The organism is Thermodesulfobacteriota bacterium, from assembly GCA_030583865.1.
Lineage (GTDB): Bacteria > Desulfobacterota > GWC2-55-46 > GWC2-55-46 > GWC2-55-46 > UBA5799.
Genome location: CP129479.1, coordinates 910,260 through 933,990, shown reverse-complemented (window position 1 = coordinate 933,990; position 23,731 = coordinate 910,260). Strand labels below are relative to the sequence as shown.

The window sequence follows — 23,731 nt, the reverse complement described above, 5'->3', positions numbered from 1 at the left end:
TCAGTTCATGCTCTTAGCGGCAGCAGCCCGATTTCTTTGCTGCGGTCTTCTTTGCCGGTTTCTTTGCAGCGGTCTTCTTCTTCGGGGCGGCTTTTTTTGCGGTAGCCATCAACTTCCTCCTTTTGGGTTTGGTGTTGAGAAGAAAGAACCTGTTTCCCTTTTAACATTACTATATTTCGCTGTCAACACGATTTTCTTTAAGTTTTTTTTCAAAACACCTCGGCGGCTCCTGCAACGGGCTTGCAACATCTCCTCTTGTGTGTTAAGTAACCATTTCAAGGAAACCCCGAGGAGAATGCCCGCATGTCGATAACCGAAAAGGACGTGCTGCACGTGGCCGAGCTTGCGCGGCTCGCGCTAACCGATAAGGAGAAGGAGCTTTACACGGTGCAGCTAAAGCGCATCCTGGGCTACGTGGTGAAGCTCTCGGAGCTCGACACCAAAGGCGTTGAGCCCACCACCCACACCGTTCCACCGAGGACCGCGTTCAGGGAGGACCGCGTGCTCCAGTCGCTTACCAGCGAAGAGGCGCTGAGGAACGCGCCCTCATCCGAAAGGGGCTGCTTCAAGGTCCCTCAAATTATCGAATGACAATCAAACAGGCAACGGAGAGAAGGAATTGGATATAACCTCATTGGATATACGCGCACTTTCGGAGAAGCTCGGCAAAAAGGAGCTTTCCTCTACTGAAGCGACCCGGGCGTATCTCGAAAGGATCGGCAAAGTCGAGGGGCGGGTCTCCGCGTTCGTTACCGTCACGCCTGAAGAGGCGCTCAAGGCCGCTTCCGAAGCCGACTCGCGCATCCAGAAGGGCGAGGACGTCACCCCGCTTACCGGCGTCCCCATAGCCGTAAAGGACATATTCTGCACCAGGGGCATAAGGACGACCTGCTCATCGAGGATACTCGAGAACTTCGTGCCGCCCTATGACGCGACCGTCGTAAGGAAGCTCAAGGACGCGGGCGCGGTCATACTCGGCAAGAACAACATGGACGAGTTCGCTATGGGCTCCTCCACCGAAAACTCCGCCTTCAAGAAAACGCTCAACCCCTGGGCGCTTGACCGCGTGCCCGGCGGAAGCTCGGGCGGCTCAGCGGCGGCGGTCGCGGCCTCCGAGTGCGCGGCCTCAGTCGGCACGGATACCGGCGGCTCGATAAGGCAGCCGGCGTCGTGCTGCGGCGTCGTGGGCCTGAAGCCCACCTACGGCAGGGTGTCGAGGTTCGGCATGATCGCCTTCGCCTCGTCACTCGACCAGGCAGGCCCGATAACGAAAAGCGTCAAGGACGCGGCCATCATGCTCAATGCAATAGCCGGGCACGACCCGCTCGATTCGACTTCGATAGACGCGCCGGCGCCCGATTACACTGCAAGCCTCATGTCCGGCGTAAAGGGGCTCAGGGTGGGCATACCGAAGGAGTATTTCATCGAGGGCATGGACCCTGAGGTCGAGGCCTCTGTAAGGGAGGCGCTCGAAACTCTCAAGGCGCTCGGCGCAGAGCTCGTTGAGATAAGCCTGCCGCATACCGAGTACGCGGTGGCGGTCTACTATCTCGTAGCAACCGCGGAGGCGTCGAGCAACCTCGCACGCTACGACGGCGTAAAGTACGGCCTTCGGGTGGACGAGACCGGCAGCCTTCTCGACATGTACAAAAGGACCAGGGACGAGGGTTTCGGCCCGGAGGTCAAGAGGAGGATAATGCTCGGCACCTATTCCCTCTCGGCCGGGTATTACGACGCATATTACAAAAAGGCCTCGCAGGTGAGGACTCTCATAAAGGACGACTTCGAAAAGGCCTTCTCATACTGCGACGTCATAGCCACCCCCACCGCGCCCACGCCGGCCTTCAGGATTGGCGAGAAGCTCGAAGACCCGCTTACCATGTACCTCTCGGACATATTCACAATATCGTGCAACCTCGCTGGCATCCCCGGCATATCGCTCCCGTGCGGGCTTACGAAAGACGGGCTCCCGGTGGGGCTTCAGATACTCGGAAGATATCTGGACGAGGAGACCGTTCTCCGGGCGGCATGGTCGTACGAAGAAGCGACGGAGTGGCACAAGAGAAGGCCCAACATATAAGGCTGCCATAAAACCGAAAAAGGAACAGAAATGAAATACGAAGCTGTAATAGGGCTTGAAGTCCACGCCCAGCTCTTGACTGATTCCAAGCTCTTCTGCGGCTGCTCGACGAAATTCGGAGCCGAGCCGAATACGCAGGTAGACCCGATATGCCTCGGCCTCCCCGGCGTGCTGCCGGTCATGAACAGGAAGGCCGTCGAGTACGCGGTCAGGATGGCCCTTGCCACAAACTGCAAGGTGAATAGCCGGAGCGTATTCGCCCGCAAGAACTACTTCTACCCCGACCTCCCAAAAGGCTACCAGATATCCCAGTATACCGAGCCTCTTGCCGAGCGCGGCTGGCTCGATATCGACCTCGACGGCGGAAGGAAGCGGATAGGCATAACCCGCATCCACATGGAGGAGGACGCCGGGAAGCTCCTCCACGGCGAGGGGCCCGAAGACGAAGCCTTCAGCTTCGTGGACCTGAACCGCACGGGCGTGCCGCTTATAGAGATAGTGAGCGAGCCCGACATGCGCGCCTCCGACGAGGCCCAGGCCTATCTCAAGGCATTGAGGGACATCCTCGTCTATCTCGAGATATGCAGCGGCAACATGGAGGAAGGGAGCTTCCGCTGCGACGCGAACGTCTCCATCCGGCTCGCGGGCTCATCCAAGCTCGGCACAAAGGCGGAGCTTAAGAACATGAACTCCTTCAAGTTCGTGAAGGAGGCGATAGATTACGAGATTGCGCGCCAGATAGACCTCGTGGAGTCCGGCGGCAAGGTCGCCCAGGAGACGCGCCTCTTCGATTCGGCAAAGGGCATTACGGTCTCGATGCGCTCGAAGGAAGAAGCGCACGACTACAGGTACTTCCCGGAGCCCGACCTCCTTCCGCTTATCGTGGAGGATGAAATGGTCGAGGAGGTGCGCTCTACTCTCCCGGAGCTTCCGCAGGCCAAAAGGGAGCGCTTCGTAACAGAGTACGGCATCCCCGCCTACGACGCCGGGGTCCTTACGTCTTCAAAAGACCTCGCCGCATACTATGAAGAGGTGGTAAAGGAGACGGACGAGCCTAAGGCCTCATCCAACTGGATAATGGGCGAGCTCCTCCGGCTCTTGAAGGAGGACAACCGCGAAGTAAGGGAATGCCCGGTAAGCCCCAGGGGCCTCGCGAAGGTCATGGGCATGGTCAAGGCCGGCGAGATAAGCGGGAAGATAGCCAAAGAGGTCTTTGAGGAGATGTACCGGTCAGGGAATACCCCGGAGGAGATAGTCAAGGCAAAGGGCCTCACGCAGATATCTGGCGAGGCTGAGCTCGCCGCGATAGTAGACGGCATAATCGCGGCAAACCCGGAGAATGTCGAGCGCTACAGGTCAGGAAAGACCGCCCTCTTCGGTTTCTTCGTGGGCGAGGCAATGAAGGCCACCCGCGGCAAGGCAAATCCGCAGGTCATAAACAAGCTCCTGAAGGAGAAGCTCGGGGGCTGAAACGATTTCATATGCTGCTGGAAATTTAAAAGAGGGGCAGTTTTAACTGCCCCTCTTTTTCTTTCTTAGGGAATCTCTGATTGATTCGCAAACGTATGTCATTCTGAGCGTAGCGAAGAATCTCGTAATTGAGAAATCAGCAAGTTACGAGATTCTTCGGTCGCTACGCTCCCTCAGAATGACAAGAAACGAGAATTAATCAGAGCTTCCTTAGTATTATTTTTCAGCAACCGGAACCAGTTTATCGTGAAGTTCTTCCGGTACCTCGCTCTTCATGACGATAACCAAGCCATCTCCTGTTTTGATTAAAGATGATTTTGTGCCGAGATCTGCGTTGATGAAAGCAGGGCTTAGGGTCCACATGGCCCCGGTAAGCGGGTCCACAATGAGCCATCCTATAAGACCGCCGAAAATAAAGTTCCCTCCTATGTACCAGCCATTTGGAGATCCTTGGATAATAAATTGCCTGGTCTGGTATCCGTCCTTCTCTAGAACGATATCGTATCTGGCGGACTTGAAATACCCAGCCCCTCTGGTAAGCGTCGCCGTATAGGGAGTCTTACCTGCGTAAATTGTTGAACCGGTCCTGCTGTCTTCTATTTTCAAATTGGCGTCAGATGGATTTGAATTGATGGTTACGACCTGCGGGGAACCTTTACCTATAATTGAAGCACACCCATAGAAAAGCATGACCACGAAGAACAGCGTTGATAGCTGTAGCGAAAATTTCAGCAGTGACTTCATAAACTTCTCCTTATTGAAAATTTTAAACAACATACATCACAAAATAAATCACAAGCACTCACAATTTAGCATTAGGCTGGATTTATTTCAATAAGTAAAAGAAAAAACAAATAGCCATTATAATTCCTCGCTTTACGACCGCCTCCCGTAAACCAGGTCGCCCCTCAGTTCCGCCACCATGTCCCGCGTATTCGCCGGGTCGCCGCCGGGATGCGAGTAGACTTCAATATACCTCCAGCGGGAGAGCTGGTCGTCGTAGGTGGTGGTGACGAACCTCCCCTTTCCGCTGCCATCGGTCCTGAAATGGCTCCTGTCCACTCCTGCCGGGGCCCTCTCTCCGCGCTCGTTCACGAGCCATACCGAATAGACCGTATCCGGCCTCAACCTGAAGAAGTCGATCCCGATGCTCCTCAGCCCTGGCATGAACTTCATCCTTTCCGCCTCCAACCTGCCGTAGCCTTCTCCGCCGCTTATGTTTTCCAGATCCATGAAAAACTTCGGCTGGTACGCGAAGGTGTAGGCCGCCAGGAAAAACTGAATGACCGCTATCGCGACAAGGCTCTTTCTCATGGCCCGAATCCTTTCCCGCGGCTTACCTGCATTGCTCAGGAAAGACCGCGCTCCGTCAGGTTCCACCCATATCAAATCATACAGCCAGTTCCCCGGCAGGTCAAAACACCTTCTTCCTGATTTGACAACCGGGGTTTCCGCTATAAACTGAAGAACATACAGGAGAAACCTTCATAGTGAGAAAGGAGACTGCGGTGAAAAGGATATTCTACTCTTTCATTCTGGCCGCTGCGGTACTTGGGCTTTCGACGGATTCGAGGGCGGAGAATTACATCCAGGCCTACCTGGGGGCGGCGATCCCGCACAAAGCTGATGTAGAGGGCGGCGGGCAGGCGGGCAGGATGGAGTTCGAGGTTGGCCCGTCGGTCGGGGTCAAAGGCGGATGGTTCCGCGACCCGAGTTCCATCTTCGGGCTCCAGGTCGACCTTAACGCGCATTTCCCCGACACGGACGAGTTGGGCGCAGGGGGAGTAAGGGCGGCGATGGACGCGGACGTGAGGGTCCTTTCCGCCTCGGTGAACGCTATCGCGCGCTATACGCAGCCGGCGCTGCGCCCTTATGCCGGCATCGGCCTCGGCTGGTACTTCGGGAGGATATCGAACGGGACCCTCGCCACACCTGTCTTCGGAGTATCAAACACCTTTTCAGGTGATTCCGACCACACCCTCGGATGGCATCTCCTCGCCGGCGTGGATTTCCCGGTCATAACCAATTTTTCAATATTCGGGGAATACAAGTACGCCAGGGCCGACTTCTCATTCGGAGGCGACCTCAATTTCGACGTCGACTACGAGGCAAGCCAGATATACGGCGGCATCTCCTACAGCTTCTGATTTTTCCGGCAATGAAAAAACCCCGCCGCAAGCAGCGGGGTTTTTTTTTGACCATCCCTCCCCGGATGTTAATCAGGCGGGAGGCGATTATCTCTTCACCCTCCGGCATCCCCCCAATGTCATGGACGGGTAAGGAGTGAATAATAAACCGTAAATGGAGGGCTTGATATTCTAAAGGGTGCCTCTAAAAATCAGGAGTTTTTCTGAGGTCTAAGGAATGGCGGAAATAAAAGCGCAGCATATATGGGAACATGTGAGCATTTCTATTTCAGCCCTGACACAGAGACTCAGGAAAAATAACTATTTTAGAGATAGCCTAAAGCCTTCCACCCCTCCCTTTTCCACCTGAAGTAGTCTCCGATTATCCTCGCGTGGTCGAACACAAGCGGGCCGGGCAGGGTCTCCTCCGTAAATACGCCGGCCGCCTTCGCGTCGTCCCTGGCCTCAAGGACGCCTTTTCCTGCCGCCACGAAGACCACCGAGAGCGTATGCTTCCGGGGGTCCCTGGCCGGGTCCGAGTAGGCATGGAGCTGGCATCTCAGCGTCACCTCGAGCGAGGTCTCCTCCCTGGCCTCTCTTATCGCCGCGTCCTCGAGAGACTCCCCGTAATCAACGAACCCTCCGGGCAGGGCCCATCCTTCCGGGGCGTTCTTCCTTTCTATAAGCACTATGCCGCCGCCGGACTCGATTATGACGTCTACCGTCGGGAGCGGGTTCCTGTACTCCGGCATGAGGCCCTCCTTTTATCAGGTTGCCGAAAAACTCAAAATCACATTAAGGCTGCTCAAAAAGCTCAAGACGCAAGGAGTCTAAAAATGAGGAACGGGCGTACTTTTTCTGTACGCCGGAGTGTCTAACTTTGAAAGCGACCCGGCAGATTGGGCTTTTTCAGCAGCCTGCAGGCTGACTACTATTCAGGCCTTACAGACCTCAGGTACTCTGCGTTCTTTTCGGGCAGGCTCGTGTTGATGAACATGCCGCTCCCCATCTCGAAACCGGCTGCGGTGGAGAGCCTCGGAATGATGCTCAGGTACCAGTGGCAATACTCGTTAACCGCGTCTTTGGGTCGCGAGGACCTTATCACGTAATTATAGTCCGGGTCGGAGAGCCCGTAATGGAACCTGGAGAGGATGTTCTTGAGGTGCGCGGCAAGGTCGCTCGCCTCCTCGCCGGTAAGCGAGCTGAAAGAGGCCGAGTGCCTCTTGGGGAATATCCAGGTGTGGAAGGGCGACAGGGCCGCGTAAGGGATGAACGTAAGAAAATGAGCTGTTTCGTATATTGTCCTTGAGCCGTCCTGCAGCTCCTTCTTGAGGACCGAGCATATAAGGCACTCGCCCGTATCGTCGAAATAATGTAGCGCCGCCTGGACCCTGTCCCTGAACTGGACCGGTACGACCGGGGTTGCTATGAGCTGCGAATGGGGATGGTTGAGGGAGGTGCCTGCCCCCTCTCCGTGGTTCTTGAATATGATGGCGTGCTCTACCCTGGGGTCCCTGTTCGCCTCCACGAAGCGGGCCATGTATACCCTTATGAGCTCCTCTATATTGCCGACGTCCTGCAGGCCCGTATGGAGGTTATGCACTGGCGTTTCAATTATCACCTCGTGGACGCCGACTCCGGTGACCGCGGTCCTGAGGCCGTTCCCGAGCCGTTTTTTCTCTCCCTCGGGATTAAGGGCCGGGAACTTATTCGCGACCACGCGTATCCTCCAGCCGTCGCCTTCAGGGACCCTGAACCGCTCGGCCGGCGTCTTGTGCTCGTTTCCAGGGCAGAAAGGGCAGGTCGGCAGGCGTTCAGGACTTGAGCGGGCCTCCTTGTTGTTGCTGAAGTCCTTGGGGCGCTTTGCGCGCTCGGTGGCGATGATTACCCACTCCCTGGTAACCACGTTGAATCTCAGCTCGGGCATGGATGCATTATATCAGAAAACTGGTTTTTTAGGACAGGTAGCCTGTATTGGATGAAGCGGGACTGCCGGAAACGAGTTAAGGAAAGCGTCATCCAGCCCCGCATCGAATGGTTGGTTTCGGTTTTTTCAAATCCCGGAGCCATTGGCGAGCATGGCCTCTATCTGGCTCACGTGGGACCTCTCCTCGTCCGCGAGTTCGCTGTACATGCGCTTTCCCTCCTCGGTCTCAGAGAAGGCCGCGAGGCTGTCGAAATAACGGACCGAGTGCTTTTCGGTCTCGAGGGCAAGGAGGAGCGCCTTCCTGGGGTCGTCGAGCGAACGCACGAGCTCGTCGACGTTTATGCGCCTTGTGAACATCTCGGCCCTGCCCTCTTTTTCGATATAGTCCTCTATCTCTATCTCCTCTTCCGTTATCTGGTCCCTGAACCCGGCCTCCGGGAAGAACTTCGTCTCTATGATCTTAAGGTGCCTCTTCTCGTCATCGGCGAGCTTTTTCAAAATGGCCTTCGCCTCCCTGTTCGCCGTTTTCTCGGCGAGGAGCTTGTAGAACATGTAGCCGTTCACCTCTATCAGGGCGGCCGTCTTTACAGCTTCTTTTTCCTCGATATGCTCGAACATGGGAGGTACCTCCTTGGGTCGCTCTGTAATGAGTTTATCGTACTTGCCCCTTCCGGGCAAACGAAAACTGTTGAAAGGACGGGCGGTTTAATGATAAGAAATTATGCCGCTTTTCCAAGCCGATTAACCCCGGCTCACTGCGGCCTACCATTCAAGGGGGGTGCCCATATGGGTTTGCTCGACGGCAGAAAAGGTTTGATATTCGGGGTCGCCAACGAGAGGAGCATAGCCTGGGCAATAGCCGAGGCCCTCAAAAGGGAGGGGATGGAGCTCGCTTTCACGTATGCCGGGGAGGCGCTCGAATCGAGGGTCAGGCCGCTCGCCGAAACGCTCGGCTCGAAGCTCATTCTCCCTTGCGACGTAACCGACGACAAGCAGATAGAGTCCGTATTCCAGACCATCCGCAGCGCCTGGGGCGGGCTTGACGCCTTGGTCCATTCGGTCGCCTTCGCCAAAAAGGAGGAGCTCAAGGGCGAATTCCTTGCTACGTCGAGGGACGGCTTCAGGCTCGCGCTCGACGTAAGCGCCTTCTCACTCGTAGCGCTCGCCAGGGCAGCCGCCCCCCTCATGGAAGGCAGGCCCGGGTCCATCGTGAGCCTCAGCTATTACGGAAGCGAAAAGGTCGTCGCGAACTATAACGTAATGGGCGTTGCCAAGGCGGCGCTCGAGGCGAGCTCCCGCTACCTTGCCGCCGACCTCGGGCCGCGCGGCATAAGGGTGAACACCATTTCCGCGGGACCCATAAAGACCCTGGCCGCCGCGGGGATATCCGGCTTCAAGCAGATACTCGACGTCGTAGAGGCCAAGGCCCCTATGAAGAGGAACGTGACCCAGGCGGACGTGGCGGGCACGGCCCTGTACCTCCTTTCGGACCTCTCAAGCGGAGTAACCGGAGAGATAATCCATGTGGACTCGGGCTACAGCATAATGGGGATTTAGCAGCTTGCTGAAAACTCAAGACCATGTACTGGCTGCTTAAAAAGTCCGAGATGCGGGGAGCCGAGAAATTAGGACTGCGGCGTACTTTTTTGTACGCCGCAGTGACGAATTTTGAAGACGACAAAGCAGATTGGGCTTTTAAAGAAACCTGTTAGGGGCTTTGGGCCCGGAGACCGCACCCGACCGGACAAGAAGCCATGCGCATCATAGCCGACCTGCACATACACAGCAAATATTCGAGGGCCACGAGCAGGGAGATGTCCCTCGAATCAGTTGCGTCCTGGGCGAAGCTCAAGGGTATAGGTCTTGTGGGCACCGGCGACTTCACCCACCCGGCCCATTTCGCCTCCATAGAGGATAAGCTCGAACCGGCCGGGACCGGCCTTTTCGCGCTCAAGGGGAAGCCGGGCGAAGACCGTGTCCATTTCATGCTTACCGCGGAAGTATCCAATATCTTCTCGCAGGGCGGACGGACCAGGAAGGTACACAGCCTCATCTTCTCTCCGAGCATTGAGGCGGCCAGGAAGATGAACGCCGCGTTCAAGTCCCTGGGCAACATAAGCTCGGACGGCAGGCCGATTTTCGGCTTTTCGGCAAAAGACCTCGCGAAGATCGTTTTCGACGCCTCGCCAGAGGCGATGCTCGTGCCTGCGCACGCGTGGACGCCCTGGTTCTCCATCTTCGGCTCGAAATCGGGCTTCGACTCCATCGAGGAATGCTTCGGGGAATATTCGAGGCACATACACGCCATGGAGACAGGGCTCTCCTCGGACCCGGAGATGAACTGGAGGGTCTCGGCCCTCGACCGTATAGCCCTGATATCCAACTCGGACGCCCACTCCCCATCCAAGCTCGGCAGGGAGGCGAACGTCTTCGACTGCCCTATGGACTATTTTGAAATAAGGGATATCCTTGTAAAAAAGGACAAGTCGAGGTTCCTCTTCACCGTGGAGTTCTTCCCCGAGGAAGGCAAGTACCACTCGGACGGCCACAGGGCCTGCGGCGTTAGCTTCAAGCCCGCTGAGACAAAGGCCCTTTCAGGCGTCTGCCCCTCCTGCGCCAAGCCCCTTACAGTAGGGGTTCTCTCAAGGGTCGAGGAGCTTGCCGACAGGCCGGAGGGAGCGCGGCCGGAGAACGCCATACCGGCAAGGCGCCTCGTGCCGCTGGAGGAGGTACTGTCCGAGTCCATCGGGGCAGGGGTAGGTAGCCAGAAAGTGCAGCGCGAATACAGGAGGCTTACGGCGCTGGCTCCCGAGTTCAGCTACCTTCTGGACATGGGAGAGAGCGAGATACGGGAGGCCGCCGGAGACAGGGTCGCCTCAGCCATAATGAAAGTAAGGGAGGGCGAAATTTCCATAACCCCCGGCTTCGATGGGGAGTTCGGGCGCATCAGCATCTTCGGCCACAAGGCCACGGAAGAGAAGGACGCGGAGCACCATCCGTCCCTCTTCTGATCCCTTAGCGCGTCGAAAAGGGCCGTTTGCACAAGAGCCCTGCGCTCAAACCAGGTTCCAGGCAGGGAGGTTACCATGGACAGGCTCTACAAAGGCATCCGCAAGTTTCAGCAGACCTTCTACAAGCAGGAACAGGACCTCTTCAGGAAAATTGGGAAGGGGCAGTCCCCTGACATCCTCTTCATCGCGTGCTCGGACGCGCGCGTGGACCCTAACCTCCTGACCCAAAGCAAGCCCGGCGACCTCTTCGTCATCAAGAACGTGGGGAACATGGTGCCGCCGAACGACGGCGCCACAAAGAAAACCTGCACGGCAGCCGCCATAGAGTTCGCCCTCATAAAGCTACAGATAACCGACATCGTCGTATGCGGCCACTCGGACTGCGGGGCCTTGAACGCCCTCTGGTGCGACGAAAAGGAACTGGCCTGCATGGACAACCTGCAGGAATGGATAAAGAGCGCCTCAGGCGTGAAGGATTATGTATTGAAGCACAGCAACGACCCTTCGTACGCCTCGAAGATGGAGATGACGGCCAAGAAGCACGTAATCCAGCAGCTCGAAAACCTCAAGACCTACCCGCTCGTGGCCCGGGCCCTGAAGGACGGCAAGTTAAGGCTCCACGGGTGGTATTATGGGATAGGCGCCGGTATCGTCCACGCCTATAACGAAGAGACCGGGGCCTATGAGAAGGTAGAATGCAAGTGCGAGGAATACGGCGCGCCGTGCTCCGGCGAGGAGGAATGCAAGGATATGCCCTGAGCGCCGCTCACCCTTGCATCGATTTTCAGGCCCCTTTGCCGCCACGCACTCCTCGGCTATACTCATGTGAACAGGGCAAGCTGCACAGGCCGGCGAAAAACATTCAGGCCGCTCCGTACAACCATAATGGCGGCCTGCACGGCCCTCTCATCGGGACGGTTCCTGCCGCTACCCTAAGGAAATGGATTATTTCAAGGCCTCCTACCCCGTGACTTTCACGGTCGAGGAGGCCTTCTACGCCCCTCGTCGAGTTCGTCCTTATCCTCTCTTGATAAGCCTTCCACTTGGGAATTAAAACCTTTTCACCGGAGCGCGGTTGGGATAAAATATGGGCGTATGTACCGTAATATACTCGTCTGCCTTGATAATTCCGACCACGCCAATGCCGGGGCCGACCTGGCGATTGCGCTTGCGCGCTCATCGGATGCCCGCCTTGCCGGATGCCACGTTTACGCGGCCAGGCTCCACAATTCCCGCTTTATCGAGATGGAGGACGGGCTGCCCGAGGCCTACAGGAAAGAGGACGCTCTCAAGAACACGCGCGAGGTCCATGACACGCTCATAACCAGGGGCCTCGAGATAATATCCGACTCGTACATGGCCGTCTTCCAGGCCAGGGCAAAATGCTCGGGTCTTGATGCCGGAGGCGTAAGCAGGGAAGGGAAAAACTTCGAGGAAATAGTCAAGGAGGCCGGCGAAGCCGATTACGACCTCGTCGTAATGGGACTTATGGGCCTCGGGAGGACCGGCACGAGCAGGATCGGGAGCGTTTGCGAGAGGGTCGTCCGGAGGGTCCGGAAAGACGTCCTCGTCTCGCAGGAGCGAGTCGGGGACGGGCGCGGCATAATAGCCGCCATAGACGGAAGCCCTGCCTCTTTCGGCGGCCTCCTTACCGCGCTGGAACTATCGGACGTATTCGGCTTCGAAGTGGAGGCAATTAGCGCCTTTGACCCCGTGTTCCACCAGGCGGCGTTCCGTTCGATCGCAGGCATCCTTACCGAAGAGGCCGGAAGGCTCTTCAGGTTCAGGGAGCAGGAAAGGCTCCATGACGAGATAATAGACAAGGGCCTGGCCCGCATCTACAGGGGCCACCTTGAGGCCGCCGAAAGGTTGGCGGCCTCAAAAGGGAAAAAAATAAAAACGGCCCTCCTTTCCGGGAAGGCCTCGGACGAGATAATCAAATACGCGCGAAAGGCCAGGCCGTTCCTGCTCGTCCTCGGGAGGACCGGCGCGCACGCGGTCGAAGGCCTGGACATAGGCTCGACCGCCGAGAACTGCCTGAGGGAAGTCCCCTGCCACGTGCTCGTCTCGGCGAGAGAGTCCGCACCCGTGCCCGTTGCCCCGAAAGACGCCCCGGCATGGACAAAAGACGCCCTGGAGATCCTCTCGCGCATACCGAAGTTCGCAAGCGGCATCGTGAAGAACATGGTCGAGGACGCCGCGCGGAAAGAGGCTGTGGCGGAGATAACGCCTGAATTCATGCGTAAGGTCAGAAAGAATATCGAAGGATGAGCCTCGTCGCACCCCCCTTCCTCGTCTCATGGAACGTAACGAAAAGGTGCAACCTCTCTTGCGGCCATTGCTATCTCGACGCCTGCGAGCTCTCCGGGGCCGACGCCGTCCCCACGGATGAAGCCCTCTCCTATATCGGCCAGATAGGAAACCTCTCGCCCGGCTGCATGCTCGTCCTGACCGGCGGCGAGCCGCTACTCCGGGAAGACATATTCCTGCTTGCAGGCCGCGCATCGGAACTCGGCCTCTCCCCTGTCATAGGCACGAACGGGACGCTTCTTACTGGCGAAACGATAAAGAAGCTCCTCGGCTCAGGCGTGCAGGGCGCGGGGGTAAGCCTCGATTCGCTTACGCCCGCGCTCCACGACCGCATCCGCGGTGTCGAAGGCGCATGGGCAAGGACATTAAAGGGCATAGAGGCATTGTCCGGGTCTTCACTACCCTTCCAGCTCCAGTTCACGCTCGCAAAGGAAAACGTGAATGAGATCCCGGTTTTTGTCGAGTTCGCAGAAAAGACGGGGGCAAGGGCGGTAAACTTCTTTTTCCTCGTCTGCACCGGGCGCGGCCAGAAGACGACCGACCTCACCCCTGCCGAGTACGAATCCGCGCTCGGCTCCATTGCCGCCAAAGAAAAGGAATACAGGGGAAGGATAATGGTCAGGGCGCGGTGCGCCCCGCACCTGGTCCGGGCGGCAGGCGAATCCGACCCCGAAAGCGCTCTCCTTAAAGGCGGCACAAGCGGCTGCATAGCCGGCAGGGGGTATCTGAGGATTTCACCCGAGGGCTTTGTAACCCCCTGCCCCTACATACCTGTAAGCGAAGGCTCGCCGAGCCTCAGGGAAAAGCCCCTTTTGGAGATATGGGAAAACGACGCGGCATTCAAGACGCTGCGGAGCCCCGTCTACAAGGGCAGGTGCGCGGAATGCGAATATTCGGACTCATGCGGCGGCTGCAGGGCAAGGGCCCTTGCCACAAGGGGCGACCTTATGGCCGAAGACCCCTGGTGCATGCACGAGCCGAAGGGCGTTAAAAAAGAGACAAGCGCCCCGCCCGCATGGAGCCCGGATGCCGAGGAAAGGCTCAAGAACGTGCCTGCCTTCATAAGGCCAACGATAAAAAAGGGGCTCGAACGATACGCCTCGCATAAGGGAATAAAGCTGATCACCCCTGAGCTCATGAAAGAGCTCCGGGAAAAGGCAGGCAGATGACCGGGGCTAACGGAAACCGAAATGGCATGAAAAAAAGCGCCGCGCCCAGGTTCATCGGCGCGGCCCTCGTCTCGCTCGGCCTCGTGAACATCCTCCTAAACGCAAGGGCCGCCTCACCCCTCGACCCCTTCTACATCGCAATGGCCGCCGCAGGCGCGGCCCTCATCGCCTTCGGCTCCCGAAAAGGGCAAAAAGGCTGAAGGGCCGGATAACTTCCTGAGAGAACCTTTTTTGTAAAAAAGGTTCTCTCAGGCTCTCTCCAAAAAACTTTCAGTTCTTCCTGGGAGAACCCCCTAATAAGGGGGTTCTCCCAGGAACTAAAAGTCTTTGAAGGGGGTACTTTCTACAGAAAGGTTCCCCCAGCAGTATCCAGCCCCTTCAATCCTTCATGCCCTTCCTTAGGAAGAGCCAGAGCAACTCGGCTGCGAGGGCGAAGCCGCCCACTGCGAGCGGCCACATGTATGAGGGGCCGGGTGCTTCTTTTTCGAGCTTCGCCCATTCCCATCCGGTCATGACGTGCTTTCCCTTTTCGTCGCCGTTGGAGCCGTCCCACAGGGCGAAGGCAATGGGCGTGAAAGCGCCCTCTTCGAAGGCCGGGCCGTTTTCATAATTTAGCGGGCCTTTAAAGACGACGCGCCACCTGCCGTTTTCGTATACGCCACTGGCCTCGAAGCCCGCTTTTTCGGAAACAGTTTTCCGGGATATGCGCTCGAAGCCCTTTGCCTCCAGCACCCCGAAGGCCTCTTTACCCGACTGGTCCTCTGGGCTCCTCCAATGCCATATCTCGACCGGCTTCCTGCCGTCGCCCATGCCGAAGTACGGCCGTCCGCCCTTGACCTCGCCGGCGGGGAACTGGATAGCCGCGCCGTCCGGAAAGAGCGGGCCGTCGGCGACCTCGACGGCTTTAGGGTCCCACGGCATCGAATTCGTCGGGTCGTTCCATTCGAGCAGGAAGGCGATCTCATTGCCGTTATGTGCGGCCTTTACTGAAATCGAGTCAAGCGAAGGCGTAAAGGCCTTCTCCCCGGCTATTATCTGCGGAAAAAGGAAGTAGTTGGCCTCGGGCGCGGAATCCCACAATTTGTCCGAGTGCGTGAGGGGAAGGCCCCCCTCCACCTTTAAGGCCTTTACCACCGTTTCCGGGACGGGCCTTCGCGAAGGCTCGTCAAGGGAGGCGGCGTAATTGGCAACGTCCCACCTCTCTTCCTCGGTCATCGCCTTTTTTGAAGACGGGTCCGCGAAGCTCGGCATCTGGGTGCCCGGTATGCCGACCGTCACCCGCGTGTAGACGTCCTCGGGGCCGCTCCCTGCCCTGAAGGTCCATCCCTTTGTGAGGTCCCTGGGCCAGGTCCTTGCGCCCCAATCGTCACGGAGCTTCTTCGTGCCGTCGCCCCTCCCGTCAAGGCCGTGGCACTCGGCGCACCTGTCCTTGAAGAGTACGCGGCCCCGCTCGATGCTCTCCGGGCCTGGCCGTATCTTTCCGGCAAGGCTTATAGCCGGCATCTCGGCCTTGCCAAGCCCTGAAAGCGACCTCATGTAGGCGGCCATGTGCCGTATCCCTTCAGGACCCATCACATCCTTCCATCCGGGCATCGAGGTCCCGCTCATGCCGTCCCAGCCGGATATGCCTGCATGAGAACCGTCTCCGGCGATCATCTTTTCAAAGTCCTCGTCCGAGGGGGAGTATTCGTCGAAAGGGGTGGACTTCCACTTGTACAGGCCGAACGTAAGGTCCCTCGGGGGCGGGTTGAGGAATTCGGCTGCCGGGCCGTCGCCCGCGCCATCGATGCCGTGGCACCAGGAGCAGCGCTTCTCGTAGATAGCCCTGCCCTTTTCCGGGCCGCCGTCCGAGGCCGAAGCGGACTGGGCCGCTATAGCGGGCAAAAAAATAGCCGTGTATAGAATCAGTATTGCGCGGACTGGCTTCATACAATATGGCGGTTTTCCCGCGCGTTTTCCTGTCATTCCGAGGGAGCGTAGCGACCGAAGAATCTCAGCGCTCGCCGATTCCATTATCGCCGCGAGATTTTTCGCTCCGCTCAGAATGACACCTCGCGAATCGACCAGTAATACAGTTAAATAGCGTTTCGGGAGCGCCATCTCAGTCCTTCCAGCTCCTGGGCCTGTTCCCGGTGTAATCGTAAAGGAAGAGTATCACCTTCCAGACCTCCTCTTCCGTAAGCTCATCCTCCCACGCGGGCATTGATGATATGTTCGGGCCGCCCTCCCTCGGCAGTCCGGGCCCGCCCTTTACGATCCTCCAGAAAAGGTAGGACTCCTTTAGCTGCGCGATGGTATCGCTCCCCGTGAAGGGCATTGGGAGCGGGTCCATTGCGTGGGCGTAATGCCCCCTGCCGTCGAGCTTGGCGCCGTGGCAGAAAAGGCAGTTCCTGAAGTAGACCTCCCCGCCCTCGCGGACCATCTCCTTAAAGGCGGCGGGGTCTTCCTTCTCGATCGACCGGAGCGGGTTCTCAAGCCCGTCAAGCTCATAGACCTTCCCGTAGGCGCGCACCGCGCCTGGCGGGGCCGGGTGCGCGCTACGGAGCTCAAACGGAGGGGCAGGCTCGGCGGCCAAATAATAAACCGAGAGCGCGGCTACTATGGGGAGAACGGCAAAAAGGACATTCCGGGCAAACGCCTTTGAGGGGTCCTCCAGAAGCGACCTTGCCGGCGCGAAAAGATCTTCCGCGCCCTCGTCCGTGATGGTCATGACGAGCAGGACCGTCACGATGATAAAAAACATGTACATCGTGATTACGCTCGACGGGATGGGCTTCCCGGCAAGGAGGCCTGGCATCTTGAGGAGCGCGTAGAAGAAGAGGTTTATGAGGATGAACTTGAGTAGCCTCATTCCCCTTTCCCCTCTCCCGGAAGCGCTACCGTTATCTCCACCCCCGAGATGCTCTGGAGATAGGCTATCACGGCCAGTATTTCCGTCTCGTTCAGCCCTATCGAGCTTTCCCTCACGCCGGGCATGGGGCTTAAGCGGTCTTCGGTGCCGCTTACGCCGTAGCCCGGAACCACATAGGCCGAAGGGTCGACGAGCGACTCGTAGAGGTAGCTCTCGATGTCCGCGGCCTTGCCGGAGTAGCCCGGCGTGGAAAGCCGGGCCTTCGCGACCAGCGCCGAGTCGTCGAGCGCCGGGGCCCTGCCTCCATCCTTTGTGTGGCAGAGCGAGCACGCCCCTTTTCCGTTGTAGACCTCCTCGCCGAGGGCCAGGATCTCCTCGATCGTGGCAGGCTCGTCGGAGGCTGCGCTTTCGGATGGCGGACCGCCGGGGTTTATGGGCGGTATCACGAATACCGAATAGAAGGTATAGAGGCCGATGATAAAGAGGCTGAAGGCCGCGGCCTTTATGAACCTACTCATCTTTTCCGGCCTCCTTTCCCTGCCCCATGCCGCCGAGCCAGAAAATGAATACGATGATGGCAAGAAAGATTATCGTGCCCGTCGAGACAACCTTTGCCGCGTACGCTATGGAAGGCGTGAACGCCTCTCCCGACGCGTCCTTCATTACCGAATATACGTGCCAGTGCTGCCTTATGGCCGAACGGACGAACCCCATCAACCCCATGAGCCAGGTAAACGAGACGGCTATGAGTATGAGCGCGTACTGGCTCCTCTCGGGCATGCGCCCCCATTTGAAATCCTCTCTTTTGCCGCCACGGCCCATTAGCCATTCGATCACAAGGCAGGCGAGGATTACGAAAAGGGTAGTCGCCACCTGCGGCACCGACGAGGCCACCTTGTATACAGTGTTGGTGAAATAGCCGTAGTAGACCCCGAGGAAGGATATGTTCGCCACCGCGGCGGTGAAGAGGCCTGCCTGGAGCGCGTTTCCGTATTTAACCCATGCGGCGACGGGCCTCCTGTGGGCCCGCCTGTAAAGGATAAAAGAAAGGAACGTGAAAAGGAGCATTATGTTCACGGCCGTGTTCTTGGCCGGCATGAGACCCAGCGGCCCGAGATACGGGTGGTATTGCCCGCCGATGGCGCGCGCCTCCGACGGCGTGAGTATCAGCGTATGAGGGGTGAACCAGACGAGGAAAGAGGCTGCAACGACCAGGGCGATGTACTTTACGTACTTGAGATACGCCTCCCCGTAGGCGCCCCTCCCGAAGCCGCACCACAGGTAATAGTTCGCGGCAAGGAATAGCGCGCCTATTATTACGGCCTGTATGATGAACAGCCACGCAAAGACCCCTCCCATGAGCGTTATGCCCATCTGCTGGCTGAAGGCGTAGATTTCGGCAGTGAGCCAGTACCCGGCGAAGGGAAGCGGCAGGAGCGCGCCTATGGCGATGAGGCTCGCGGTGTAGCCCATCCAGTCGTAGTGCGCCCTCTCCTCCTCGCCTGAGGCGCCGAGGAACCTGTACGCGGCGTACGCGCCGACGATGGAGCCGCCGTAGGCTATGTTCGCTATGAACCTGTGGAGGTTCATGGGGCTCCAGAGGTGGTTATTGACCGCTTCCCAGAGATTGCCGCTGAATACGCCGGCCGCGTCCACGCCCGACGGCGTCATCATGAAGGTCACCCATGCGTTGGCCACGAACATTAGCCCGGTCCCGGAGATGTTCAGCCCGAGGCCCACGGCAAGGTGGAGGAGCTTCAACCGGCCTTCGGCCATGCGCTTCCAGCCGTAGTAGTAGGTATAGAGGGCCGCTGTTTCCAGGAGGAAAAAGAGCGCGTAAAAGATCGCGGTGGGGCCGAAGATCGAGGCGAGGTACTTCATGAGGCCCGGATAGAACACGATGAGCGCGGCAAGGAGCATGCCGCCGGTTATGGCGGTGAGCGAAAACGCGGTCGTGCTGATCCTGAGGAACTCGTAGGCGACCCTGTCGTAGCGGGCGTCCTTCTTTACCATCCCGATGAATTCGAGTATCACGACGAATATCGGGACCGCGAGGACGAATGCCGCGAACCAGACGTGCATCTGAGCGGCGAGCCATACTGCGAGCCTCGGGCTCAAGCCCTTGACCGAGGGGTAGTCGCCAGGACCGAGAATAGGGGCGGGCGCATACGCCGAACCGGACGCCTCGGACGAAAAGAGCGCGGACGAGGCAAGAAAAAGGATCAGCGTGATGAGCGCCGGGCTTGAAAGGGAACTTCTGATCGGGCCCTTGTTCATCGGAAGCGGCATCAGTCCCCTCAGCCTTTGAAGAATAAGCTCAGGCCCTGAGCATTGAAGAGGAGGAGGTCAAGGACAAGAAAGAGCGCGCCGAAACCCAAGACCGACGCTATGAATGCGAGTACTGTTTTCATAATTCGCGGTTTGACAAAAAAATGCCCTTGGATTAATCTATGGGGATGCTTGGACGAGCTTTTGAAAAGGCCGGGGCCGCGGATATCCTGATATTCATCGGCGCGGCAGTGAACCTCATCGTCATAGCCGGGCTCGTCCTTCTTTTTTTCCTTTCCTGAAGCCTTCCCGGATGGGATTATAATCCGGATTTCCTTGTATTTACAAGAGTTTATTGATTGGCCTGGCCGCCATTTTTTGATAAAATACCATTATACAGGCCTCTTTGATGCCCCTCTTTGCGAATGAATGATGCAAAACGTGAAAGGGCCCTTGTGCTCGGGATAGGGAACGTGCTCCTGAGGGACGAGGGCCTGGGGGTAAGGGCGATAGAGTATTTTTCTGAACGCTACGGCTTCGGCCCGGACGTCGACTGCCTTGACGGCGGCACCTCGGGCCTGGGCCTTCTCTCTTATATAAAAGACTACTCTCACATCATCGTGGTCGACGCAGTGGCAGCAAGCGGCCCTCCCGGGAAGGTCATCCGGATACCCGGGGAGGAGGTCGCAAAATGGCCCGCGCTAAAGTCGACCAGCGCCCATCAGATCGGCCTCAGGGACTTAATCGAAATAGCCAGATTCCAGGGCCTGAGCCCCGAGCTCGTAATAATAGGGATAATCCCTAAGGACATTACTCCGGGCCTTGAGCTTACCCCTGAGACGGCTGAATCCGTGCCCAAGGCTGCCGAGGCCGTAAGGGAAGAGCTTTCGAGGTTCGGTTTCAAGGCGGAGAGGAAAAAACCCTCCCCCTTTGAAAAAGGGGGATAAGAGGGGGATTTTCGGATTACCCGTGGACAACACGGTCGATTCTAATAGGGCGGTTCGCAAGTGCACGAGATGTCAATAACGAGGAGCCTCCTCGATGCCGTCAGGGCGGAGATGGACAAGGCGGCGCTCAAGGAGCTAAGGAGCGTCAGTATACGGGTGGGCGAGCTTACGGCCGTTGAGCCGGAGGCCCTCAGGTTCTGCTTCGAGGCGTCCATAAAGGGCACCCCCTTCGAGGGCGCGGCCCTTGAAATCGAAGAAGCTCCGCTCAGGGGCAGGTGCAAGGACTGCGGCAATGTATTCAGGATGGCCCTTTTCGAGAGGAACTGCGCCGGGTGCGGCGGCAGCTCCATAGAAATAGCCGGGGGTAACGAGCTCGACCTGGTATCGATGGAAGGCGTTTGACCACCTGGCTATCGTCAGGGTGTCCGGAGATCAAAGTCAGAAAGCGACCGGGCTTCCCGTAAGGAATCATGAATATGCACGAGATACTGATAGAGAAAAAGATACTTGCGAGAAACGACGAGATAGCGGCCCGGAACAGGAAGGCCCTCTCGGGGAAAGGCGTCTACGCCATTAATATGGTAAGCGCGCCCGGAGCCGGAAAGACCTCGCTCATAGAACGGATGGCTGCGGAGCTGAAGGCTATCGGAATCGGCTTCGCGGTAGTGGAAGGCGACCTCGAAGGCGACTTCGATTCAAGGAGGATAGAGAGGCACGGCATCCCGGCGCTCCAGATAACCACCGGCAGGGCCTGCCACCTCGACGCCCACCAGGTCAGCCACGCGCTCCCCTGGGTATTCGCGCAGACCGGCATAGAGCTGCTGGTTATCGAAAATGTCGGGAACATGGTATGCCCCGCCGAGTACGACCTCGGCGAGGACATGAAGGTCATGGTCATGTCCGCTGCCGAAGGGGACGACAAGCCCCTGAAATACCCTGCAATCTTCGCCGCCTCCGAGGTGCTCATAATAAACAAGACCGACCTCGCGCCCCATACGGATTTCGACATCAAGATGGCCAGGGATAACGCGCTCAAGGTAAACCCGTATCTGAAGGTATTCGAGACCTCATGCAGGACAGGCGCGGGGGTCGCGGAATGGGCGGGATTTCTCGCCGTGGCCGTTAGAGGCAAGAGATAACAGGTTGCAAAAATCTAAAAATCATACGCAGGCTGCTCAAAATGCTCAAGGTGCAAGGAGTCGAAAGATCAGGAATGAGGCGTACTTTTTTGTACGCCGGAGTGTCCAATTTTGAAGACGACACAGCAGATTGGGCATTTTCAGCAGCCTGATAAGATATGGAAAGCGCAAGGATACAGATAACAGGCATAGTGCAGGGCGTTGGTTTCCGCCCCTATGTCTACGGGCTCGCGTCGAGGCACAGCCTGAGGGGATATTGCCTTAACGACTCCGAGGGCGTCGTCATAGAGGTGCAGGGCGCATCCATCGGCCCGTTCATCGACGAGCTAAGGGAGTCCCCTCCCCCGCTTGCCCGGATAGATTCGATAAAGGTAGAACGGCTCGAAAACGGGACCGAGTACGAGGACTTCACCATACGCGAGAGCAGGGTTGTACCAGGCAAATCCGTCCTCGTCTCTCCGGACATGGCAGTCTGCCCTGACTGCTTGAGAGAGATGCTCGACCCATCGGACAGGCGCTTCCTATACCCCTTCATCAACTGCACGAACTGCGGGCCGAGGTACTCTATCGTACTCGACATACCCTATGACAGGCCGAAGACCACGATGGCCGGCTTTGAGATGTGCCCGGCTTGCGCCAGAGAGTATCACGACCCGGCTGACAGGAGGTTCCACGCGCAGCCCAACGCGTGTCCGGCCTGCGGGCCTTCTGCGTGGATGCACGGGAACCGGGCCGAGAATAATTACGCGGCTATTGAGGAAGCCGGGAAGCTCCTCAAAGAGGGCGCAATCGTCGCGGTAAAGGGGCTCGGCGGCTTCCACCTGGCCTGCGACGCCATGAACCCCATTGCGGTTTCGAGGCTCAGGGAAAGGAAGCGGCGCTCGAATAAGCCCTTCGCGCTCATGGTCCCTGATCTGGATGCCGCGAAGCTCATAAGCGAGGTCTCTCCTGAAGAGGAATGCGCGCTCCTTGACCGTACAAGGCCCATAGTGCTCCTGAAGAAAAAGACCGCTTCCGGGATAGACGAAGCGGTCGCGCCCGGGAACGGCCATTTCGGAATCATGCTTCCGTATACGCCGCTCCATCACCTCCTCTTCCGGGCCTCGGGACTCAAGGCCCTCGTGATGACGAGCGGCAATCTCTCTGAGGAGCCCATAGTCATATCCAACGGTGAAGCCCTTAAAAAGCTATCAGGCCTCGCGGACCACTTCCTCCTGCATGACAGGGACATCTACATGAGGGTGGACGATTCTATAGCGAGGGTCGAGCGGAAAAGGAGGATGGTTTTGAGGCGGGCGCGCGGCTTCGCGCCGGAGCCCATTGACATGGGGGGCGGTTCCGTTGAGGTCTTCGCGGCGGGCGCGCTCCTCAAGAACACTTTCTGCATTACAAAAGGCAGGAACGCGATATTGAGCCAGCACATGGGCGACCTCGAAAATATCGAGGCGCTCGAATTCTACCGCGAGACCCTCAGGAACCTGAAGAATACCTTCAGGGCCGAGCCGGCCGTAGTCGCCCACGACCTCCACCCTGATTACCTGAGCACCAGGTCTGCCGTCGAGTACGCGAAAGAGCACGGCATCCCCGATGAAAGGGTCATAGCGGTCCAGCACCACCATGCTCATATTGCGAGCGCAATGGCGGAGCACGGGCTCTCCGGCCCCGTAATAGGCATATCTTTCGACGGCACCGGCCTCGGGATGGACGGCAACATCTGGGGCGGCGAGTTTCTTGTAGCGACACGAAAAGACTTCAAGAGGGCGGCGCACCTCCGCTACATGAGGCTCCCGGGTGGCGATGCGGCGGCAAAAGAGCCCTGGCGGATGGCGCTATCCTGCCTTGTCGATTCGTGCGGCACGATGGATGCGCTCAAGGGCTTCCAGGAGCGCATCGGCGGCAAAGCCGGGATCGTCGCCGAGATGATAAAGAAGGGCGTAAACTCGCCTCTCACGTCGAGCATGGGGCGGCTCTTTGACGCCGCGGCCTCGATTGCAGGGGTAAGGGATGATATAACCTTCGAGGCCGAGGCCGCGATAGAGTTCGAGAGCATCGCCTCCGAAGGGGAAGACGCCTATCAGTTCGAGCTGGAAGGGGAAGGGCCGATTACAATAGACACGCGGCCGTTAATAAGGGCGATGGTGAAAGACGCTAACTCAGGAATACCCGTGGGCAGGATGGCCGGCAGGTTCCACTCGACAATAGCGGAGATGGTCCTGAGGGTTTCCGAAATCCTCAGGAGCGAGACAGGCATAAACGATGTCGTCCTGAGCGGCGGGGTCTTCCAGAACAGGCTCCTTTCGGAGCTTACGGAAGGGAAGCTCCGGGCCGCGGGGTTTGAGGTATACCGGCAGGAGCGCGTCCCGGCAAACGATGGCGGCATATCGCTCGGCCAGGCCGCTGTCGCGATTGAAATTATTAAAGGGAGATAAACGA

General features: G+C 58.0%; 24 protein-coding genes. 14 read left to right on the top strand and 10 right to left on the bottom strand.

All coding sequences use genetic code 11. The annotated features are described in order from the left end of the window. Positions 1-5 precede the first annotated feature (5 nt). Complete coding sequence (locus QY316_04355) at positions 6-167, bottom strand: hypothetical protein (GenBank protein ID WKZ33641.1); 162 nt, start codon at positions 165-167, stop codon at positions 6-8. A 136-nt stretch (positions 168-303) separates the two neighbouring features. On the opposite strand from QY316_04355, the gene gatC reads away from it, so the two are divergent. Genes gatC through gatB form a run of 3 tightly spaced genes read left to right on the top strand, consistent with a single transcriptional unit; the run spans position 304 to position 3,550 of the window. Further along, positions 304-591 (top strand): Asp-tRNA(Asn)/Glu-tRNA(Gln) amidotransferase subunit GatC, encoded by a 288-nt coding sequence (gatC, locus tag QY316_04350; protein ID WKZ33640.1) that lies wholly within the window; start codon positions 304-306, stop codon positions 589-591. A 28-nt stretch (positions 592-619) separates the two neighbouring features. Continuing rightward, positions 620-2,080: an Asp-tRNA(Asn)/Glu-tRNA(Gln) amidotransferase subunit GatA gene (gatA, locus tag QY316_04345; protein WKZ33639.1), complete on the top strand. Its 1,461-nt coding sequence runs from the start codon at positions 620-622 to the stop codon at positions 2,078-2,080. 30 nt (positions 2,081-2,110) lie between these two features. Continuing rightward, positions 2,111-3,550: an Asp-tRNA(Asn)/Glu-tRNA(Gln) amidotransferase subunit GatB gene (gatB, locus tag QY316_04340; protein ID WKZ33638.1), complete on the top strand. Its 1,440-nt coding sequence runs from the start codon at positions 2,111-2,113 to the stop codon at positions 3,548-3,550. 216 nt (positions 3,551-3,766) lie between these two features. Here gatB and QY316_04335 read toward each other — a convergent pair whose 3' ends face one another. Then, the gene (locus tag QY316_04335) at positions 3,767-4,294 is read right to left on the bottom strand and encodes a hypothetical protein (GenBank protein WKZ33637.1); all 528 of its coding nucleotides are present in this window, start codon (positions 4,292-4,294) and stop codon (positions 3,767-3,769) included. Between the two features lie 132 nt (positions 4,295-4,426). Then, the gene (locus QY316_04330) at positions 4,427-4,864 is read right to left on the bottom strand and encodes a hypothetical protein (protein WKZ33636.1); all 438 of its coding nucleotides are present in this window, start codon (positions 4,862-4,864) and stop codon (positions 4,427-4,429) included. Positions 4,865-5,040: 176 nt separating this feature from the next. Here QY316_04330 and QY316_04325 point away from each other — a divergent pair, with 176 nt between their 5' ends. Continuing rightward, complete coding sequence (locus QY316_04325; protein WKZ33635.1) at positions 5,041-5,697, top strand: outer membrane beta-barrel protein; 657 nt, start codon at positions 5,041-5,043, stop codon at positions 5,695-5,697. A 305-nt stretch (positions 5,698-6,002) separates the two neighbouring features. Here QY316_04325 and QY316_04320 read toward each other — a convergent pair whose 3' ends face one another. The 3 genes from QY316_04320 to QY316_04310 all read right to left on the bottom strand — a co-directional run bounded on the left by QY316_04320 (position 6,003) and on the right by QY316_04310 (position 8,221). Continuing rightward, a complete protein-coding gene (locus QY316_04320; GenBank protein WKZ33634.1) occupies positions 6,003-6,428 on the bottom strand; it encodes an NUDIX hydrolase in 426 nt (141 codons plus the stop codon). 179 nt (positions 6,429-6,607) lie between these two features. Next, positions 6,608-7,603 (bottom strand): galactose-1-phosphate uridylyltransferase, encoded by a 996-nt coding sequence (gene galT / locus QY316_04315; GenBank protein ID WKZ33633.1) that lies wholly within the window; start codon positions 7,601-7,603, stop codon positions 6,608-6,610. Positions 7,604-7,729: 126 nt separating this feature from the next. Beyond that, positions 7,730-8,221, bottom strand: coding sequence for a ferritin family protein (locus tag QY316_04310; GenBank protein ID WKZ33632.1), 492 nt, complete (start codon positions 8,219-8,221; stop codon positions 7,730-7,732). A gap of 168 nt (positions 8,222-8,389) precedes the next feature. Here QY316_04310 and QY316_04305 point away from each other — a divergent pair, with 168 nt between their 5' ends. From QY316_04305 to QY316_04280, 6 genes are all read left to right on the top strand, one after another. Further along, complete coding sequence (locus QY316_04305) at positions 8,390-9,160, top strand: enoyl-ACP reductase (GenBank protein ID WKZ33631.1); 771 nt, start codon at positions 8,390-8,392, stop codon at positions 9,158-9,160. Positions 9,161-9,357: 197 nt separating this feature from the next. Beyond that, positions 9,358-10,614: an endonuclease Q family protein gene (locus tag QY316_04300; protein ID WKZ33630.1), complete on the top strand. Its 1,257-nt coding sequence runs from the start codon at positions 9,358-9,360 to the stop codon at positions 10,612-10,614. Positions 10,615-10,689: 75 nt separating this feature from the next. Continuing rightward, positions 10,690-11,373: a carbonic anhydrase gene (locus tag QY316_04295; GenBank protein ID WKZ33629.1), complete on the top strand. Its 684-nt coding sequence runs from the start codon at positions 10,690-10,692 to the stop codon at positions 11,371-11,373. A 336-nt stretch (positions 11,374-11,709) separates the two neighbouring features. Beyond that, a complete protein-coding gene (locus tag QY316_04290) occupies positions 11,710-12,885 on the top strand; it encodes a universal stress protein (GenBank protein WKZ33628.1) in 1,176 nt (391 codons plus the stop codon). Next, positions 12,882-14,093, top strand: coding sequence for a radical SAM protein (locus QY316_04285; GenBank protein WKZ33627.1), 1,212 nt, complete (start codon positions 12,882-12,884; stop codon positions 14,091-14,093). Before QY316_04290 ends, QY316_04285 begins: the two co-directional genes overlap by 4 nt. Positions 14,094-14,119: 26 nt before the next feature. Then, positions 14,120-14,293 carry a hypothetical protein gene (locus QY316_04280; GenBank protein WKZ33626.1) on the top strand — a complete coding sequence of 58 codons (174 nt, stop codon included), beginning with the start codon at positions 14,120-14,122 and terminating at the stop codon, positions 14,291-14,293. A gap of 178 nt (positions 14,294-14,471) precedes the next feature. On the opposite strand, the gene QY316_04275 is transcribed toward QY316_04280, so the two are convergent. The 4 genes from QY316_04275 to QY316_04260 all read right to left on the bottom strand — a co-directional run bounded on the left by QY316_04275 (position 14,472) and on the right by QY316_04260 (position 19,233). Continuing rightward, positions 14,472-15,977 carry an ethylbenzene dehydrogenase-related protein gene (locus tag QY316_04275; protein ID WKZ33625.1) on the bottom strand — a complete coding sequence of 502 codons (1,506 nt, stop codon included), beginning with the start codon at positions 15,975-15,977 and terminating at the stop codon, positions 14,472-14,474. Between the two features lie 217 nt (positions 15,978-16,194). After that, a complete protein-coding gene (locus tag QY316_04270; GenBank protein WKZ33624.1) occupies positions 16,195-16,944 on the bottom strand; it encodes a cytochrome c in 750 nt (249 codons plus the stop codon). Continuing rightward, positions 16,941-17,462, bottom strand: a complete 522-nt coding sequence (locus QY316_04265; protein WKZ33623.1) for a hypothetical protein — start codon at positions 17,460-17,462, stop codon at positions 16,941-16,943. The genes QY316_04270 and QY316_04265 overlap by 4 nt, the downstream gene beginning before the upstream one ends. Next, positions 17,455-19,233 carry a cytochrome ubiquinol oxidase subunit I gene (locus QY316_04260; GenBank protein WKZ33622.1) on the bottom strand — a complete coding sequence of 593 codons (1,779 nt, stop codon included), beginning with the start codon at positions 19,231-19,233 and terminating at the stop codon, positions 17,455-17,457. The genes QY316_04265 and QY316_04260 overlap by 8 nt, the downstream gene beginning before the upstream one ends. Positions 19,234-19,637: 404 nt before the next feature. Here QY316_04260 and QY316_04255 point away from each other — a divergent pair, with 404 nt between their 5' ends. The 4 genes from QY316_04255 (at position 19,638) to hypF (ending at position 23,727) form a co-directional block, all read left to right on the top strand. Further along, complete coding sequence (locus QY316_04255) at positions 19,638-20,159, top strand: HyaD/HybD family hydrogenase maturation endopeptidase (protein WKZ33621.1); 522 nt, start codon at positions 19,638-19,640, stop codon at positions 20,157-20,159. A gap of 69 nt (positions 20,160-20,228) precedes the next feature. After that, the gene (locus tag QY316_04250) at positions 20,229-20,561 is read left to right on the top strand and encodes a hydrogenase maturation nickel metallochaperone HypA (protein WKZ34073.1); all 333 of its coding nucleotides are present in this window, start codon (positions 20,229-20,231) and stop codon (positions 20,559-20,561) included. Positions 20,562-20,635: 74 nt separating this feature from the next. Further along, positions 20,636-21,298 (top strand): hydrogenase nickel incorporation protein HypB, encoded by a 663-nt coding sequence (gene hypB, locus QY316_04245; protein ID WKZ33620.1) that lies wholly within the window; start codon positions 20,636-20,638, stop codon positions 21,296-21,298. A 158-nt stretch (positions 21,299-21,456) separates the two neighbouring features. Beyond that, positions 21,457-23,727: a carbamoyltransferase HypF gene (gene hypF, locus QY316_04240; GenBank protein ID WKZ33619.1), complete on the top strand. Its 2,271-nt coding sequence runs from the start codon at positions 21,457-21,459 to the stop codon at positions 23,725-23,727. Positions 23,728-23,731: the final 4 nt, after the last annotated feature.

Bases quoted from the DNA above. Each gene is read 5' to 3' on its own strand.
- QY316_04355 (WKZ33641.1), bottom strand. From the start codon at position 167: ATGTTAAAAGGGAAACAGGTTCTTTCTTCTCAACACCAAACCCAAAAG.
- gatC (WKZ33640.1), top strand. From the start codon at position 304: ATGTCGATAACCGAAAAGGACGTGCTGCACGTGGCCGAGCTTGCGCGG.
- gatB (WKZ33638.1), top strand. From the start codon at position 2,111: ATGAAATACGAAGCTGTAATAGGGCTTGAAGTCCACGCCCAGCTCTTG.
- QY316_04335 (WKZ33637.1), bottom strand. From the start codon at position 4,294: ATGAAGTCACTGCTGAAATTTTCGCTACAGCTATCAACGCTGTTCTTC.
- QY316_04330 (WKZ33636.1), bottom strand. From the start codon at position 4,864: ATGAGAAAGAGCCTTGTCGCGATAGCGGTCATTCAGTTTTTCCTGGCG.
- QY316_04320 (WKZ33634.1), bottom strand. From the start codon at position 6,428: ATGCCGGAGTACAGGAACCCGCTCCCGACGGTAGACGTCATAATCGAG.
- galT (WKZ33633.1), bottom strand. From the start codon at position 7,603: ATGCCCGAGCTGAGATTCAACGTGGTTACCAGGGAGTGGGTAATCATC.
- QY316_04310 (WKZ33632.1), bottom strand. From the start codon at position 8,221: ATGTTCGAGCATATCGAGGAAAAAGAAGCTGTAAAGACGGCCGCCCTG.
- QY316_04305 (WKZ33631.1), top strand. From the start codon at position 8,390: ATGGGTTTGCTCGACGGCAGAAAAGGTTTGATATTCGGGGTCGCCAAC.
- QY316_04300 (WKZ33630.1), top strand. From the start codon at position 9,358: ATGCGCATCATAGCCGACCTGCACATACACAGCAAATATTCGAGGGCC.
- QY316_04295 (WKZ33629.1), top strand. From the start codon at position 10,690: ATGGACAGGCTCTACAAAGGCATCCGCAAGTTTCAGCAGACCTTCTAC.
- QY316_04290 (WKZ33628.1), top strand. From the start codon at position 11,710: ATGTACCGTAATATACTCGTCTGCCTTGATAATTCCGACCACGCCAAT.
- QY316_04285 (WKZ33627.1), top strand. From the start codon at position 12,882: ATGAGCCTCGTCGCACCCCCCTTCCTCGTCTCATGGAACGTAACGAAA.
- QY316_04280 (WKZ33626.1), top strand. From the start codon at position 14,120: ATGAAAAAAAGCGCCGCGCCCAGGTTCATCGGCGCGGCCCTCGTCTCG.
- QY316_04270 (WKZ33624.1), bottom strand. From the start codon at position 16,944: ATGAGGCTACTCAAGTTCATCCTCATAAACCTCTTCTTCTACGCGCTC.
- QY316_04265 (WKZ33623.1), bottom strand. From the start codon at position 17,462: ATGAGTAGGTTCATAAAGGCCGCGGCCTTCAGCCTCTTTATCATCGGC.
- QY316_04260 (WKZ33622.1), bottom strand. From the start codon at position 19,233: ATGCCGCTTCCGATGAACAAGGGCCCGATCAGAAGTTCCCTTTCAAGC.
- QY316_04255 (WKZ33621.1), top strand. From the start codon at position 19,638: ATGAATGATGCAAAACGTGAAAGGGCCCTTGTGCTCGGGATAGGGAAC.
- QY316_04250 (WKZ34073.1), top strand. From the start codon at position 20,229: ATGTCAATAACGAGGAGCCTCCTCGATGCCGTCAGGGCGGAGATGGAC.
- hypB (WKZ33620.1), top strand. From the start codon at position 20,636: ATGCACGAGATACTGATAGAGAAAAAGATACTTGCGAGAAACGACGAG.
- hypF (WKZ33619.1), top strand. From the start codon at position 21,457: ATGGAAAGCGCAAGGATACAGATAACAGGCATAGTGCAGGGCGTTGGT.